Consider the following 12,951-nt stretch of genomic DNA (forward strand, 5'->3'; position numbering starts at 1 on the left):
TGTATCCGACGAGCGCAGCGAGAGGAATACACCGTAAAGAAAATGAAAATTAGGACATAGCAAGATTGATGAATTGTAAGAAAGTAAGTTATGAAAATATAAATAAGTTCGTTACTTTTCGACTTGTTCTCGATACTTCACATTTTTGTTCTATCGTCCAAAAATCCGAAACTCGAACTGACAAGGCAGGTTTTAAACGCCCTGTTACTTCGAGTGGGCCAGCCTAGCCAACAGGCATTTTTAATGCCGCAGTTGGACTTGCTGGGTTGTATCGAGAAGTGGTTTAGTTGGAACTAAAAAAGTAAAGGATTAAAAAACTCAGATTTTAAGGCTTGCAAACCTTACAAGCCGTATAACCCGCTGCTTTAGCTTCAGCCTTAGTGGTTTTAATCTTACTGCTTTTTAAATATCTACAACCGGATTTATGGTACTTCTTACCGGTATTGGTAATATAAACTACTTCGGTAAAAGGCTGTATGCGCTCTACTTTTACCGGTAAACTGACCGCCGAAAAACTCGGACTTAAGGCACTGACTAAAAATAGTAAAAGGAATAAAAAATTTTTCATGAGGAGTGGTCTTTTTTAATGATACGGCCTGGGTTGCCCACCAGGGTTACCCCATCGGGTACGTCTTTAATAATCACGGTTCCGGCTCCAATACGGCAGTTTTTGCCGATGCTTATGCCTTGTATCACCTGCGCCCCTATACCGATATGCGTTCCCGAACCTACCTCAACACCTCCGGCCAAAGCCGCATTGGGTGAAACATGAACAAAATCGCCTAAACGACAGTCGTGCTCAATTACCGCAGCGGTATTGATGATGGCGTGCCGACCGATATGCGTATCGGCATTGATCACCGCAGCGGGCATCACTACCGTGCCTTCCCCTATTTGGCAACTGGGAGAGCAAATGGCACTGGGATGTATAAGCGCTGCCGCATAATCAACTGCTAAAGTCTGACTCAATCGTCTGCGGGTTTCATTATCTCCAATTCCCAAAATAAGCGGATGCGCTTTTAAACGTTCTGGACTTGGGCTATGTACAGGAAGTCCCATATGGGAAGTGATGCTTGTATTATCATCCAGTAAATACCCCAATTGCCTCTGCTGTTGCGCATAAAGCAGATCTAAAATCACCTTGCTGTGGCCGAACATTGAGAAACCCGCGTATTAATCAAATAATTCAGTTGTTATTTAGTTAATTTGGATTTTTCTTGCGTAAGAAATATTGGTTTACTAGTCACTATCTACCATAATGTTAGATTACACAATATACCTTTTTTTACAGAGTTAGTTAATTCATAATTCGAGAGCAACTATAACCCACCTCCTTCAAATATGCATTTTAGTAACCTATTTAGCCCTATATAACGGAAAAAAATTCGGATAATCTTCCGGTTTTAGATTTTTCTCTGCTACTAAACTATTATAAACTTCCTCATTAACTATCAAATTCCAAACTTTAAATTGATGAAAATCTTTGGAAAAACCGGATTTAAAACGAAATAACGAATCTTCATCGCTACCACCAACGCCACCGCCTAAATTCAGATAATTTAAATTCAAATCATTGCCTAATAAGCGAGCCTCATTTATAATCAATTTCATGGGATGATCACGCATAAAAATATTTTTTGTGCCTGATAAGTGATATTGCATGATAGTATTTGTATAAGTAAATATACCACCCACGGCAGGTTCTCCTTCTTTAAAACCCATCAGTAAAACAGAATTAAAGCACTCATTATTCAAAAAATTATGGAAATACTCAAAATCGAAATAGTAGCTCTTAGCCGCTTTCACTCTATCCATTGTTTCGTGATATATTTCCACGAAGTTTTCAATGAAATTATCATTATTTCTAATGACTTTAACCTCATACCTTTTTTTCTTCTTTAATTGATTAATTTGATTCTTAGTCGATTTCCCATATTGGCGTCTTTGAATAGTCGGATCTGCTTTTAAATTAATCCCTACGACTTTATTGAGGTTTCTTACTACTCCAAAACCATTAAAAAATTCAAAATTATTTATATAAGGATGTAATCTTGAAAATACCGAGATTATTTTGTTTTCACGACAGTAGTTTAAAAAGCATTTTTTAAAAAAAGTAATTATCCTTTCAGAAAGCTTACTAAAATCTTTTGAAGCTATAGGACCTCCATAACCATAAACTGAATTGGCATCAAAATAATTCGTAGAGGGAATTGGGCTAACAATTAATGGTAAGCAAATATATTCATCAAATGACCTAACGACAATTAGAATCGATTTTTCATTTTGCTTTTGTTCAATTTTATGGTAACAAGCCGTATGGTAAAAATCATAATTTACGCATCCATTTATATATTCATTCCATATTGGATTATTTACTTCAATAATTTCGAAATCAAACATTTGCTGTAAAAAAATTTAATTGTTTAATTATAAAACGAACATCTTCATTATCGTATCTAAAATCGGAATGTATAAATAACATTTTTTGCTCAAAAAATCTATCTTTTTTAGTTTTTTGGTTTGGCCATAATATTGCGGGATAGATATTGCTATCTATTAAAAACCCTTTCAAAGATTCTCTGGTTTTATGGTTATCACATAACAACAGTAAACCCATTTCAGAATTTTGATTAGAGGAAAGCAATTTAACCTTCCTATTAGACCGCCATTTTCTTTTAGCAAGTTGTATGTTAGATTGTGTTTTCTCAAGCAAATTTTTGTAGTTAAATTGAAAAATCATTTTCTTTAATATATCGGGAATAGCACTATCCGGTTTAATTAATTCAAATAATTTTTCAGATTCAATATATAAGCTCCTAAACATTTTTTTTTCAATATTTTCATCTTTAAGAAATTTTGATTTTAAAAGCATTGCTGTAAGCTTTTGTAAAACGATTTTATCTGAAAGGTTATCTACTTCAAGGTCTACACTCAAGTCTTTATTAGGATCATAGCAAAACCCACCGGCGGGCAACGGCAATTGTTTACGTAGTGAACCAAAACAATAATTAGCGCTAGATGTTTTAAAGCTCAATAGATTATGTGTAATGTCTTCAATGATGATAGATTTTTTTAAAAAAGACGTATCTAACTTTGAAATACCAAAAAAGTTTACGCTAATAAAAACTGATTTTTCGTCGTCTTCCCAGTCTAAGCTTCTATGTATAAAAGGATTGTAATTATAATAATCAACTTCTATCGGAAGATTTCTGCAAAAATCCACTACCTCGTGACAGTAATAAGAAGGAAAACCAACCTTACACCACCCAAATTTTTCTATACCATAATTTAGTAAATTATAAAGCGCAGCTCTGCCAGATAAAAATAAAGAAAGGTGCTCTTCATTAAATATAGAATACTCAGCATTAATTACATTACTTTGATAGTAATGAAAATCTGAACCAAATTCTTTACTTATCATTCCAGTAGTCTGTTTTGTCAATCAGCTTGTTATAGCCTTCTCTCGTAATACCTACAACAACCTGATCCCACCATTGATTTTTCCTAAAATAATGATTTTTTTTAACTCCTTCGACTACCCAGCCACATTTTTTTGTGTAAACTCCAATAGAGGCTTCATTATAAGAAATCATAGAACCATTCAACCTCATTAATCCTAACTCTTCAAAGGCATATCTATTCATTGCCATGATAGAATCGACACCATAACCCTTGCCTCTAATGTCAATATCACCAAGCAACATACCGTGAAAAGCATTCTTATTTTTCCAATCAATATCAACAAGATTGGACATACCTATTAGTCCTAAGTCGTTTGTCTCAATCGCAAATCTTTGGTTATTAGAATTTAGAGATAAAGATTCAAACCACTTTTCCTGATCTTTCATACTAGATGGAAAATGCCACCCCCCCAACATATAATTAATATTAGGATCATTTGACCATTTATGAATCAACGTTAAATCTTCTTTTTCAATTGCCCGAAGCAACACCTTATTTCCTTTTATATTCATTAGTTTTATTTTTAAAATGATTAGAACTTAAATTTCTACTCAAACCTATATCGTCAACTTCATCAACCGTTTGTCCTAAGACAATATCATTTGATTTAAAAAAAATTGTTTTAATTGTCCAAATTAAAATTTTTAGGTCTAATACAAAAGATAAATTGTTAACATATATTACGTCGTTTTTCAATCGTTCACTAAACTTCAACAAATTTCTACCTTTAACTTGAGCTAAACCTGTGATTCCTGGCTTAACATCATGCCTTAATTTCTGTTTAGGCGAATAAATTTCTAAATATTCTGGCAACAAAGGTCGCGGTCCTACCAAACTCATATCGCCTTTTAAAACATTTAGCAGTTGGGGAATTTCATCTAATGAAGTTTTTCGTACAAATTTCCCAATTCGGGTAAGACGTTCTGCATCGGGTAATAACTTACCTCCCGCATCGCGTTTATCGTTCATCGTTTTAAATTTGATAATGCTAAAAATTCGCTCGTTCTTTCCAGGCCGCTTCTGTACGAAAAATGGTTTTCCATTGTTCGCAAGCGCTAAAGCAAGTGTTACCACGATAAAAATCGGACTCAGAATTAGCAAACCCACTAAGGCGGCGAGGAAGTCAAGAAGGGGTTTGATTGCGTTTTTATACATGTTTTACTGGTTGACTGGTTTTGGTTTTCAAAATATTTAATCAAGTTTACTAACTGCTTTCCTATTTTCTGATTCTCCTTTTTTAATTCCGTAGCTATTGCTTCAGACAAAAAATTAAGGTTTTCAGCAATAATCAGTTACGTTTCTAATTCCGAATTACTACCTAAAGCTATATATAGAAAATGATTTCGTTCTTTAACTCCTTTTCTGGAATAACCCTCTGTTTAACCTGTGAAATACGATTTAAGTCTTTTTTTTAGAAACATTTTACCATAATATGCTTTGAGATATTTCTCTCTTTTTAACGCATCTTTTTGAGATAAACAAGCTTCAAAATAAATTAGCTTTAAAGGTCTGCGATTTTTTGTTGATACTACGGAACCTTTATTGTGCTCACTTAATCGTAAATTCAAATCTTTCGTATAACCAGTATAGTTTTTACCTTCAAGTTCGCTTTCCAGAATATAAACATAGAAAAAATTTTCCATAATGATTTGAATTTATTTCACAGGTGAAGAGTTCGACGGAACAGAAACAGCACTTTTTCTTAATTGAGAAGTTAATCCATAACGTTCAGTAGAAAAGAAATGTTGAGTCTTTTGATAAAGTCGAGTAACAAAATTAATGCTATTCTTCCAAACATCTAAATCTTTATGTGTCTTCATATTTACTGGTTGACTGGTTTACTAACTACTCACTACACGTTACTTATCTCCACCAACCCCTCATATTCCTCCAACAGCGCCTCCCAAACCAACTTTTGCTCATACCTTTTACAAATCATTGGTCTTGCATTTTTTTGTAGATGGGTATAGAGGGTTCTATCGTTCATTATTTGCAACATGGCGTTTTGCAAAGCTTCTGTATTTTTTGGTGGAATGATAAGTCCGTTTTCTTGGTTTTTGATGATTTCGTTGCTCCCGTTTATATCCGTCACTATACTTGGTAAATCCATTGCACCGGCTTGTAAAACTACATTGGGGAAGCCTTCGCGATAACTGGGAAATGCTAAGGCATCACTAATTGCAAAAAAAGATCGTACATCTTCTTGATAACCTACTGAAATGATAGCCGGGTTTGTTTCTATTTCGTGAAGTGTTGATTGTTGTAGAGGATCTAATTCTGTTTCGAATGGTCCTACTAATAACAATTTTATCTCTCGACTCCGCTCGAGAGGACATAGGTTTTTAAATGCATCTACTAATTCGTTAATTCCTTTATCGCCTACTAAGCGCCCAACAAAAACAAAAACAAAATCTTCTTGTGCTATGCCGTATTTCTTCCGTAAAGCTTGTTTTTTTATGCTGGTGACTTGCTGTGGAGAAAAGTGCTGGGTATTGATGCCACAAACGCTTCCATTAGCCAGTACTTTCAAAGGTTTGGTTGTAATTTTATAGTCTATTAAATCTTGTTTAACTCCTTCTCCCTCTGGATAAACATGGGTTGCAGCTCTACATAAAAGACGGTCCATTTGTATTAATAACTTCTGCATTGCTCCTGCCTGCGTGGGAAAAATTAGACCAGTAAACGTATGCAAACGGAATGGCACGCCCGCAATCCTTGCCGCTAACATAGATAGCAAGCCTGCTTTAGGAGTAATAGAGTGAACTATTTGTGGCTTTTCTTTACGAAACAGCCTAATCAATTTCCATAAAGCTATTAAATCTTTAAGTGGACTGATACCTCGCTGCATGCGAACAGCTTTTACCACAACGCCTTCTCTGCGTTCTATTTTTTGCAATAAATCCAGTGGCGGTGACGAAACACCCACAATCTCAAAGTATGAAGACAAAAAATGCAACTGACCCTCAAGTAATTTATCAAGAGATATAGGTACAGTAGCGGTGCGGATGAGTTTAGGTTTCATTATTTATAAGGGTATAAGCCTTTAATATCAGAAATTATTCTTTCTCTACTTTCATTTACTATATTTATGAAATTAGATAAAGAATCTGTAATATTATCATAATTCTCAATCGCATCATCAAAAAGTTCAATTAAATTCACGGTAGTGACGTCTTGAATTTGAATTACGTATTTATCTAATCCAAAATCATTCATTATTCCTTTTGCTTTATTTCCTCCATAACCTATTGCAATTGATGGAACTTTAGAAGTTAAAGAGAAAATTATAGAATGAAAGCGGGTTCCCACGTAAAAATAAAAATTTGAATAAACTGCTTTAAGTACATCACAAGACAGATTCTCATTTATCCAAACGACATTTGGATGATTAAATTTTTCGAGTAAATCTAAAATTGCATTTCTATCATCTTCATGTGAATTTGGCCCAAGTGATTGATTGCATAATGCGACTTTATATCCCTTTTCTGAGATACTCTTAACCAGGTCAGCAACAGATTTAATATAATTTTCATATAATTCTTCTGGATTATTTAAGCCCGGGAATCTCCATGGTCGAATTGTAATTCCAACTATCTTATCTTCAACTGATAAATTATATTTCTTTAAAATTTTAAGAGCTTCAACTTGACTTCCTTTCTGTAAAAAGAAGCCTAAATCCATTTCCACAGGTATTTTTTTATTCAACAATTCACCCAGACTTTCTGCTGAAACATTTTCTCTTGCATAAATCAAATCTAACTTGTTAAAAACAGAACGTACTTGTTTTGCTACAGTTAAACCTTTAAAAGGACCAAATGAATTAGGTAAGAACACAACTTTCTTATTCATTTTTTGCGCTAAGCGCACATAAAAAAGGAAGTACCACATTAAATATGGAGCAGTTTTCTCACCATAAGCATGAATGAAGCCACCTCCTTTTACAAAAACAGCATCTGCTTCAGAAAACTCTTTTATCGTACTGTATACCTTTTTTGAAAAAAGCTTTTTAACCAGCGATAGATCATTAGCAATAGAAATAAGAAATTTCGTGTTTAAGAAATCTAAACTCGCATTTTTAACTTGTTTTGCTAATTCAATTTTTGATTCCCGAACATGCTCGTCACTCTTATGTCTACCTCTTCGCGGGTGCTGAAGTATGTTTTCAATCATTTCATAACCGTGCTCCTTTGATTGTGAGCATAAAAGATTTTTCTCTTCTTCATTATCCCCAGAGTTAAGAATGAATATTTCATTGTAAAGACCAGTGTCTTTTACAAGTCTATGACTTTCCCATACCAGAGCTTGATCTCCTTTATTTAGGTCACTAACACCTGGAACAATTATTGCTTTCATTTTTTATTTAGTTTAGTATTTATACTCGTCTTTTTGGTGGCAGTTAGGTATAGCTTTAATAGAACCCCAAAGGGTATAGCAAAAAATGTGGTTAACTTAGCAGGGTTTTCTTTAAACAATCTATAATTTCTGGCCATCAACATGGAGGAAACATAATGAATGGCGTTTTTAAACTTCATTTTAAAATTTAATGCAAATTTCATTCTTGTTTTACGATAATGTGCGAATGATTTCGGACTTTGCTTATACTGATTTATCAAATTGTTTGACAAACCATCTTCTTGATATTCTACTACACAAAGCACTTCGTTAAATGCCAAATACCTATGGTCTTGCTCGATATAGAAATATAAAAAACTTGTAATGGGAAACTTTTCACCCTCAAATTTTGGATAGGGTAAATATTTATTAAATACTGATCTATTATGAACAAACTTTTTATCCCCATATATTGCATTTGCTTCGAGATCGGAGAACTTACAATTCCAATTATCATTCGGAAATTTATCGCCAACAATTTCGCCATTAGGATATTGATCCAAGCCAATTAAACCAGCACAATTATCTGACCCGTATTTGTGCCATAATATACTTATTTTTTCAATTGCATCAAGAGGCATATAGTCGTCGGAATCTATACAAACACAAAGCGGAGTATTCATGAGATGATGAGCAGTATTGTGAGCCGCAACCATACCTTGATTTTCTTGTGAATGGTAATCAATATTAATTTTACTTTCAGTTTTCCATTTTTTTACAAGGTTAAAAGTATCATCCGTTGAGCCGTCATCTATAATAAGCCAAGTGAAGTTTTTTAGGGTTTGCTCACACAAGCTGGCATAAAGTTGAGGCAATAAGTGAGCTCTATTAAAGGTTGGCGTGAATACGGTAATCAAACTCATAAAATTACATTTAAAGTATAGGTAAATAAAAAATATAGTAATATAATATGCGCTATTAGCTTTGACCTTACAGCGTTATCCATTGAGTACTTTAGAATAGGATAGATGACAATAACTCCCATTAGAAACCAAGATAAATATGCAAATCGATTAGAGAAACTAGCTTCAATGATAAGAATCCAAACGCCATTTGCGACAAGGTAGGTCTTATATAATTTTTCAAATTGCTGATTCTGCCATTTTTTTCTAATTAAAAAATACCACCCAACAATTACAGGTATGGCACTGTAAAACAAAAAATCCCAACGAAAACCACTACTGCTAAAAAGTTGATCAAAACGATCATCTGTCAAATAACTCAATCTTTCATCGAAACCTAAATTTGCGAACAAGTTTTCAAAAAAATTACCCCCAACAAGCGAAAGAGGTATACATAAAACCCAAAAGTACAATAGTTTCCTACTCGTAATTTTAGAGTAAGCAAATAGATAACCAAACGTAGGTAGTAACATAGATTTATGAAAACCTATCGCTATGATTAAAAACAAAATTTGGTGCCAAAATTTGTTTCTAGTTAAAGCGAAAATGAAGATAGCACTAGCTAAACCGTTTCTTATACCATTTGTGCCGTAACTCCAAAATGAAAACGAAACAATAAGCATCAAAAATGCGTAAAACCAGTAATTACCAAACCATTTCTTAGAAAGTTTATAGAGCGGGTAAACATAGATAAGGGTACAAATAAAAAAATAACCCGTTAAATTTGTAATCTGTGAACAAATTAATGTAAATAATTCAAATAAGTAATCCGAACCTTTTTCTAATCGTACGAAGTTCCCATGTTGATATTTTGTAAAATTAAATCCATATCCACGCATATCTACGAAGACAGCATGATTAGGCCTCAAACCCATATAAAGCAAAACAAACATCAAATTAAAAATACCAAAGTATTTTAAAAAAATGATATTTCTTCTATTATTATAACCAAACGAAAAAAGATGCAATAAAACCAAAAGTACATTTACGAACATCAAGTGATAATACAACGGTGTATATTGCTGTATGGGTATAAAATCAAACATGAGAAAAACTTAAGTAAAGGTCACTTAAAAGCTTAGCACTTGCCTCTATATCGTAACCGGTCTTTTCAATTTTTATTAATCTTTCATCGTCTGTGTAGCTGTTATCCTTATTTTTCACTTCTAGACATTTCTCTACCCACAGGTTTAATGATTTGTCTCCTGTTATAGGTAATCTATTTATTAATTCCAGCCCGAGATCTACTTCATCAGTTACAGTATTAGAAATTATTGCAGGTAACCCAATCGCTTGCGCTTCAATTAAACTAACTGGCAAGCCTTCAAAAAGAGAAGGCATAATTAAGACATCGGCTTTTACCATTAGTTCTGGTATATCGGTACGTAAACCTAATAGTTTTACCTCATTACCAAGGTTATAATTAATAATATTTTCTTGTATTTCATTCTTCAAGCTTCCTTTTCCAGCAAAGTTCATAGTGAAATCAAAACCTTCTTTCTTTAGTTGTTTGGCAAGTGCCAATGAAAAGGCATAGTTTTTAACTTCCTCAAGACGTCCCACTTGAAGTATATTTAATTTTGAGTCAGATGTATTATTAGTAATTTCTTTCTTTTTTATAGCTAAAAACGCTTTAACATCAACAGCATTTGGCAGGTATAATATTTTCTCATTGGTTTTGAATAAATACTTTGCCGCACTTCGACTGCATCCAATACGGTAGTTAGCAAAATTGGCTATTAAAAACAACATGGAAGCCTCATAAATTTTATGTCGTAAACCAGTGTTATCACCATTTCTTATACTATGCGCATGAGCGATGCGATTAGGGACACCAGCCAATTTGGCTGCAAAAAGATTGAGCCCGCTATTCAATAAAGTATGACTATGCACAATTTTATACCCTCTATTTAACTTAAAAAAGGTAACGAGTTGCCTGAACTGTTGAATGGGATTGGAGGCTAAAATGCGATGTATCTTACCCCCATATTTTAAAATTTCTTTCTCATAATCACTTTCCTTCGTTGTAAAAAAAATAAAATCAAATTGAAATTTACTTCTATCTATATTCCTATACAAATTCATGATCATAGTCTCAGCTCCGCCACGATCCATACTACCAGTAATGTGCAGAATACGTTGCATACTATAAAACTTCCTTTATTGGTTGGTATTTATGTGATAAATCGGAAATAACACCTACATCGAAGTTATGTTGCGCTAAAAAATCTATTATTGCACTCTCAGAAAATGAATCAATTAAATTGATGTTCTTATTTTCTTTAATCCAATCATAAGTCTCTCTCACTTTATGATTGTTATTCTGAAAAACCAAGCACGGTGTATTGGTAATATAGCAAAAAATCATTCCATGTAAGCGATCGGTAACCACTAGCTCTGCGCCCTTAAAGGCATCCCATATCTTATTTAATTCTAACTCTCTTTCTTTAACACTTAACTTATTTCGTTTTATATGCGTATCATAAAAAGTAACCTGAGTAAACCTCTCCTTAATACTATTTAAAATAAAATTAGATTGTTCAGTATTTAAATTTTTCTCTTTATCGCTACGCATGCAAATTACAGCACCTTCCCTAGTCATTTTAGGGTGTTCTTTATTTAAGCTGATGACAATGTCTGGTGTCAACATTACATTGGCTTCGCTAAAATGTTTTTTCATTAGTGCAGAAGAAGTTTTCTCCCTAGCAATGAAGTGTAAATCGGGATGCTTGTTGTAGACCTCTTTTGCTACTTTCAATGCCTCCTGCCCTCTTTTATTTTCACCGAAATCAAAGGTTTGAGGAAATGAAATAAATCTATTTTTTGGAAAAAAACTTACGGCTAGCTGGCGAATAAACTCAATTTGATCGTATAGATCTCCTAAATTTCCACCACCTACACTTGTTACTATATCACCAGGTTTAATGTTCTGTTTAACAAAATGTAAACCTTCTAGACTTTGACTGATGGGAATTTCAACTACTTTAAAATCAGCTCTTAAATTTTCCCTTAAAAATTTTGTTTGGGCGTAAGTTATCGCTACATCACCCAGATTACCGTAATCTGCAGCTAAGAAAATAAAAGCATACTTTTTATTTTCTGAAAGTTGCGTCCCCTTAAAATAATCAAGCGGCTTAAATTTTTGAAAAAATAAGCGAATACGGTATTTAATTCTGAAGTTTACTAATTTTTTCAACATAATTATTTTATTAACCGGGATAAAAGAGCAAGTAAATATGCTTGTTTATACTTTATAAGAAATTTAATAACTAAATCTTTCTTGTTTTTGGGGTCAAAATTAGTTATATTTTCTTTCGTAAAGGAGTGATAAAGCATTTCTTTAATAAGATTCTTTTTTTCTAGGAAAGTTAAATTATTTTGATAATAGAACATATTATGTATACAATACCTTATACCGCTGATATGGCTTTTAGCAAGAATAGCTTTGCTATTTTTAAAATTCCATTCTCTAAATAAATCTTGAAGTACGTAATTTCGTCTTAATTTTAATGCGAAGGATTCAGAGTGATATTGCTTAATTAAGGTAGCGCTAGGGCGGTTAAGATAATGATAGTATGCCTTATTTAAAAAATGAATCTCATCCAGCTTATGATATAGCTGCGTATTAAATAAAATATCTTCAATCAAAGATGTACCTTTTTCGAAAATAATATTATTAGAGGTTAAAAAGTCTCTCCTATACATTTTATTCCATGCATAACCTAATAAACCTAAAATATTGGCGTTTAGTTCAAGATTGGATTGTGATTTTCTTATAATATCGGTGTTTGGCAACACATCAAAAGAATTCAAAATACCTCCATTAATATCTTCATTATCTTGGGTATAGCCAAAAATCACAAGGTTGATTTTCTTATATTCCAAAAAAGATATACCATCTTTTAACAAATCAGGTTCAATCCAATCATCACTATCCATAAAGTAGATAAATTCTCCCTTGGCCCTTTCCATACCATAATTACGCGCATCTGAAAGCCCTCCATTTGTTTTCTCAAATATTTGGATCCGCGAATCGTCAAAACTCTCGGCAATGCCTTTGCTGTTATCTGGGGAACCATCAATTATAATCAACAATTCAAAATCTTTAAAACTTTGATCTAGAACAGACTGAATACTTTTAGCAACGTATTTTTCTACATTATAACAAGGAAGGATTATTGAAACTTTAGGCACT

General features: G+C 33.1%; 15 protein-coding genes and 1 pseudogene. All 16 read right to left on the bottom strand.

The window, feature by feature from the left end:
• Window positions 1–325: 325 nt before the first annotated feature.
• The 16 genes and pseudogenes from ACH2AZ_RS07120 to ACH2AZ_RS07195 all read right to left on the bottom strand — a co-directional run bounded on the left by ACH2AZ_RS07120 (window position 326) and on the right by ACH2AZ_RS07195 (window position 12,950).
• Window positions 326–568 (bottom strand): hypothetical protein, encoded by a 243-nt coding sequence (locus tag ACH2AZ_RS07120; RefSeq protein WP_394907272.1) that lies wholly within the window; start codon window positions 566–568, stop codon window positions 326–328.
• A complete protein-coding gene (locus ACH2AZ_RS07125; protein ID WP_394907273.1) occupies window positions 565–1,158 on the bottom strand; it encodes an acetyltransferase in 594 nt (197 codons plus the stop codon). The genes ACH2AZ_RS07120 and ACH2AZ_RS07125 overlap by 4 nt, the downstream gene beginning before the upstream one ends.
• Before the next feature lie 198 nt (window positions 1,159–1,356).
• Window positions 1,357–2,400, bottom strand: a complete 1,044-nt coding sequence (locus tag ACH2AZ_RS07130; protein ID WP_394907274.1) for a GNAT family N-acetyltransferase — start codon at window positions 2,398–2,400, stop codon at window positions 1,357–1,359.
• Complete coding sequence (locus tag ACH2AZ_RS07135) at window positions 2,393–3,421, bottom strand: hypothetical protein (protein WP_394907275.1); 1,029 nt, start codon at window positions 3,419–3,421, stop codon at window positions 2,393–2,395. The genes ACH2AZ_RS07130 and ACH2AZ_RS07135 overlap by 8 nt, the downstream gene beginning before the upstream one ends.
• The gene (locus tag ACH2AZ_RS07140) at window positions 3,411–3,974 is read right to left on the bottom strand and encodes a GNAT family N-acetyltransferase (RefSeq protein WP_394907276.1); all 564 of its coding nucleotides are present in this window, start codon (window positions 3,972–3,974) and stop codon (window positions 3,411–3,413) included. Before ACH2AZ_RS07140 ends, ACH2AZ_RS07135 begins: the two co-directional genes overlap by 11 nt.
• Window positions 3,955–4,617, bottom strand: a complete 663-nt coding sequence (locus tag ACH2AZ_RS07145; protein WP_394907277.1) for a sugar transferase — start codon at window positions 4,615–4,617, stop codon at window positions 3,955–3,957. The genes ACH2AZ_RS07140 and ACH2AZ_RS07145 overlap by 20 nt, the downstream gene beginning before the upstream one ends.
• Before the next feature lie 137 nt (window positions 4,618–4,754).
• Window positions 4,755–4,826 (bottom strand): annotated as a pseudogene (locus tag ACH2AZ_RS07150) (four helix bundle protein); the annotation flags it as partial.
• 15 nt (window positions 4,827–4,841) lie between these two features.
• Window positions 4,842–5,105, bottom strand: a complete 264-nt coding sequence (locus ACH2AZ_RS07155) for a GIY-YIG nuclease family protein (protein ID WP_394907278.1) — start codon at window positions 5,103–5,105, stop codon at window positions 4,842–4,844.
• Between the two features lie 12 nt (window positions 5,106–5,117).
• Window positions 5,118–5,282, bottom strand: coding sequence for a four helix bundle protein (locus ACH2AZ_RS07160; protein ID WP_394907279.1), 165 nt, complete (start codon window positions 5,280–5,282; stop codon window positions 5,118–5,120).
• Between the two features lie 32 nt (window positions 5,283–5,314).
• Entirely contained in the window at window positions 5,315–6,484 is a 1,170-nt protein-coding gene (locus ACH2AZ_RS07165) for a glycosyltransferase family 4 protein (RefSeq protein ID WP_394907280.1), read from the bottom strand.
• On the bottom strand, window positions 6,484–7,815 hold the full coding sequence (locus tag ACH2AZ_RS07170; protein WP_394907281.1) for a polysaccharide pyruvyl transferase family protein: 1,332 nt from the start codon (window positions 7,813–7,815) through the stop codon (window positions 6,484–6,486). Before ACH2AZ_RS07170 ends, ACH2AZ_RS07165 begins: the two co-directional genes overlap by 1 nt.
• Window positions 7,812–8,717, bottom strand: coding sequence for a glycosyltransferase family A protein (locus tag ACH2AZ_RS07175; protein WP_394907282.1), 906 nt, complete (start codon window positions 8,715–8,717; stop codon window positions 7,812–7,814). The genes ACH2AZ_RS07170 and ACH2AZ_RS07175 overlap by 4 nt, the downstream gene beginning before the upstream one ends.
• Window positions 8,714–9,802 carry an EpsG family protein gene (locus tag ACH2AZ_RS07180; protein ID WP_394907283.1) on the bottom strand — a complete coding sequence of 363 codons (1,089 nt, stop codon included), beginning with the start codon at window positions 9,800–9,802 and terminating at the stop codon, window positions 8,714–8,716. Before ACH2AZ_RS07180 ends, ACH2AZ_RS07175 begins: the two co-directional genes overlap by 4 nt.
• Entirely contained in the window at window positions 9,795–10,901 is a 1,107-nt protein-coding gene (locus tag ACH2AZ_RS07185; protein ID WP_394907284.1) for a glycosyltransferase, read from the bottom strand. Before ACH2AZ_RS07185 ends, ACH2AZ_RS07180 begins: the two co-directional genes overlap by 8 nt.
• 1 nt (window position 10,902) lies before the next feature.
• Complete coding sequence (locus tag ACH2AZ_RS07190; protein WP_394907285.1) at window positions 10,903–11,952, bottom strand: polysaccharide pyruvyl transferase family protein; 1,050 nt, start codon at window positions 11,950–11,952, stop codon at window positions 10,903–10,905.
• A gap of 5 nt (window positions 11,953–11,957) precedes the next feature.
• The gene (locus tag ACH2AZ_RS07195) at window positions 11,958–12,950 is read right to left on the bottom strand and encodes a glycosyltransferase family 2 protein (protein WP_394907286.1); all 993 of its coding nucleotides are present in this window, start codon (window positions 12,948–12,950) and stop codon (window positions 11,958–11,960) included.
• Window position 12,951 lies beyond the last annotated feature (1 nt).

The sequence above is a fragment of the uncultured Mesonia sp. genome (assembly GCA_947499595.1).
In the GTDB taxonomy this organism is placed as follows: Bacteria; Bacteroidota; Bacteroidia; order Flavobacteriales; family Flavobacteriaceae; genus Mesonia; species Mesonia sediminis.

Coding starts and splice junctions, on each gene's coding strand:
- ACH2AZ_RS07120 (WP_394907272.1), bottom strand. CDS start 568: ATGAAAAATTTTTTATTCCTTTTACTATTTTTAGTCAGTGCCTTAAGT.
- ACH2AZ_RS07125 (WP_394907273.1), bottom strand. CDS start 1,158: ATGTTCGGCCACAGCAAGGTGATTTTAGATCTGCTTTATGCGCAACAG.
- ACH2AZ_RS07130 (WP_394907274.1), bottom strand. CDS start 2,400: ATGTTTGATTTCGAAATTATTGAAGTAAATAATCCAATATGGAATGAA.
- ACH2AZ_RS07135 (WP_394907275.1), bottom strand. CDS start 3,421: ATGATAAGTAAAGAATTTGGTTCAGATTTTCATTACTATCAAAGTAAT.
- ACH2AZ_RS07140 (WP_394907276.1), bottom strand. CDS start 3,974: ATGAATATAAAAGGAAATAAGGTGTTGCTTCGGGCAATTGAAAAAGAA.
- ACH2AZ_RS07145 (WP_394907277.1), bottom strand. CDS start 4,617: ATGTATAAAAACGCAATCAAACCCCTTCTTGACTTCCTCGCCGCCTTA.
- ACH2AZ_RS07155 (WP_394907278.1), bottom strand. CDS start 5,105: ATGGAAAATTTTTTCTATGTTTATATTCTGGAAAGCGAACTTGAAGGT.
- ACH2AZ_RS07160 (WP_394907279.1), bottom strand. CDS start 5,282: ATGAAGACACATAAAGATTTAGATGTTTGGAAGAATAGCATTAATTTT.
- ACH2AZ_RS07165 (WP_394907280.1), bottom strand. CDS start 6,484: ATGAAACCTAAACTCATCCGCACCGCTACTGTACCTATATCTCTTGAT.
- ACH2AZ_RS07170 (WP_394907281.1), bottom strand. CDS start 7,815: ATGAAAGCAATAATTGTTCCAGGTGTTAGTGACCTAAATAAAGGAGAT.
- ACH2AZ_RS07175 (WP_394907282.1), bottom strand. CDS start 8,717: ATGAGTTTGATTACCGTATTCACGCCAACCTTTAATAGAGCTCACTTA.
- ACH2AZ_RS07180 (WP_394907283.1), bottom strand. CDS start 9,802: ATGTTTGATTTTATACCCATACAGCAATATACACCGTTGTATTATCAC.
- ACH2AZ_RS07185 (WP_394907284.1), bottom strand. CDS start 10,901: ATGCAACGTATTCTGCACATTACTGGTAGTATGGATCGTGGCGGAGCT.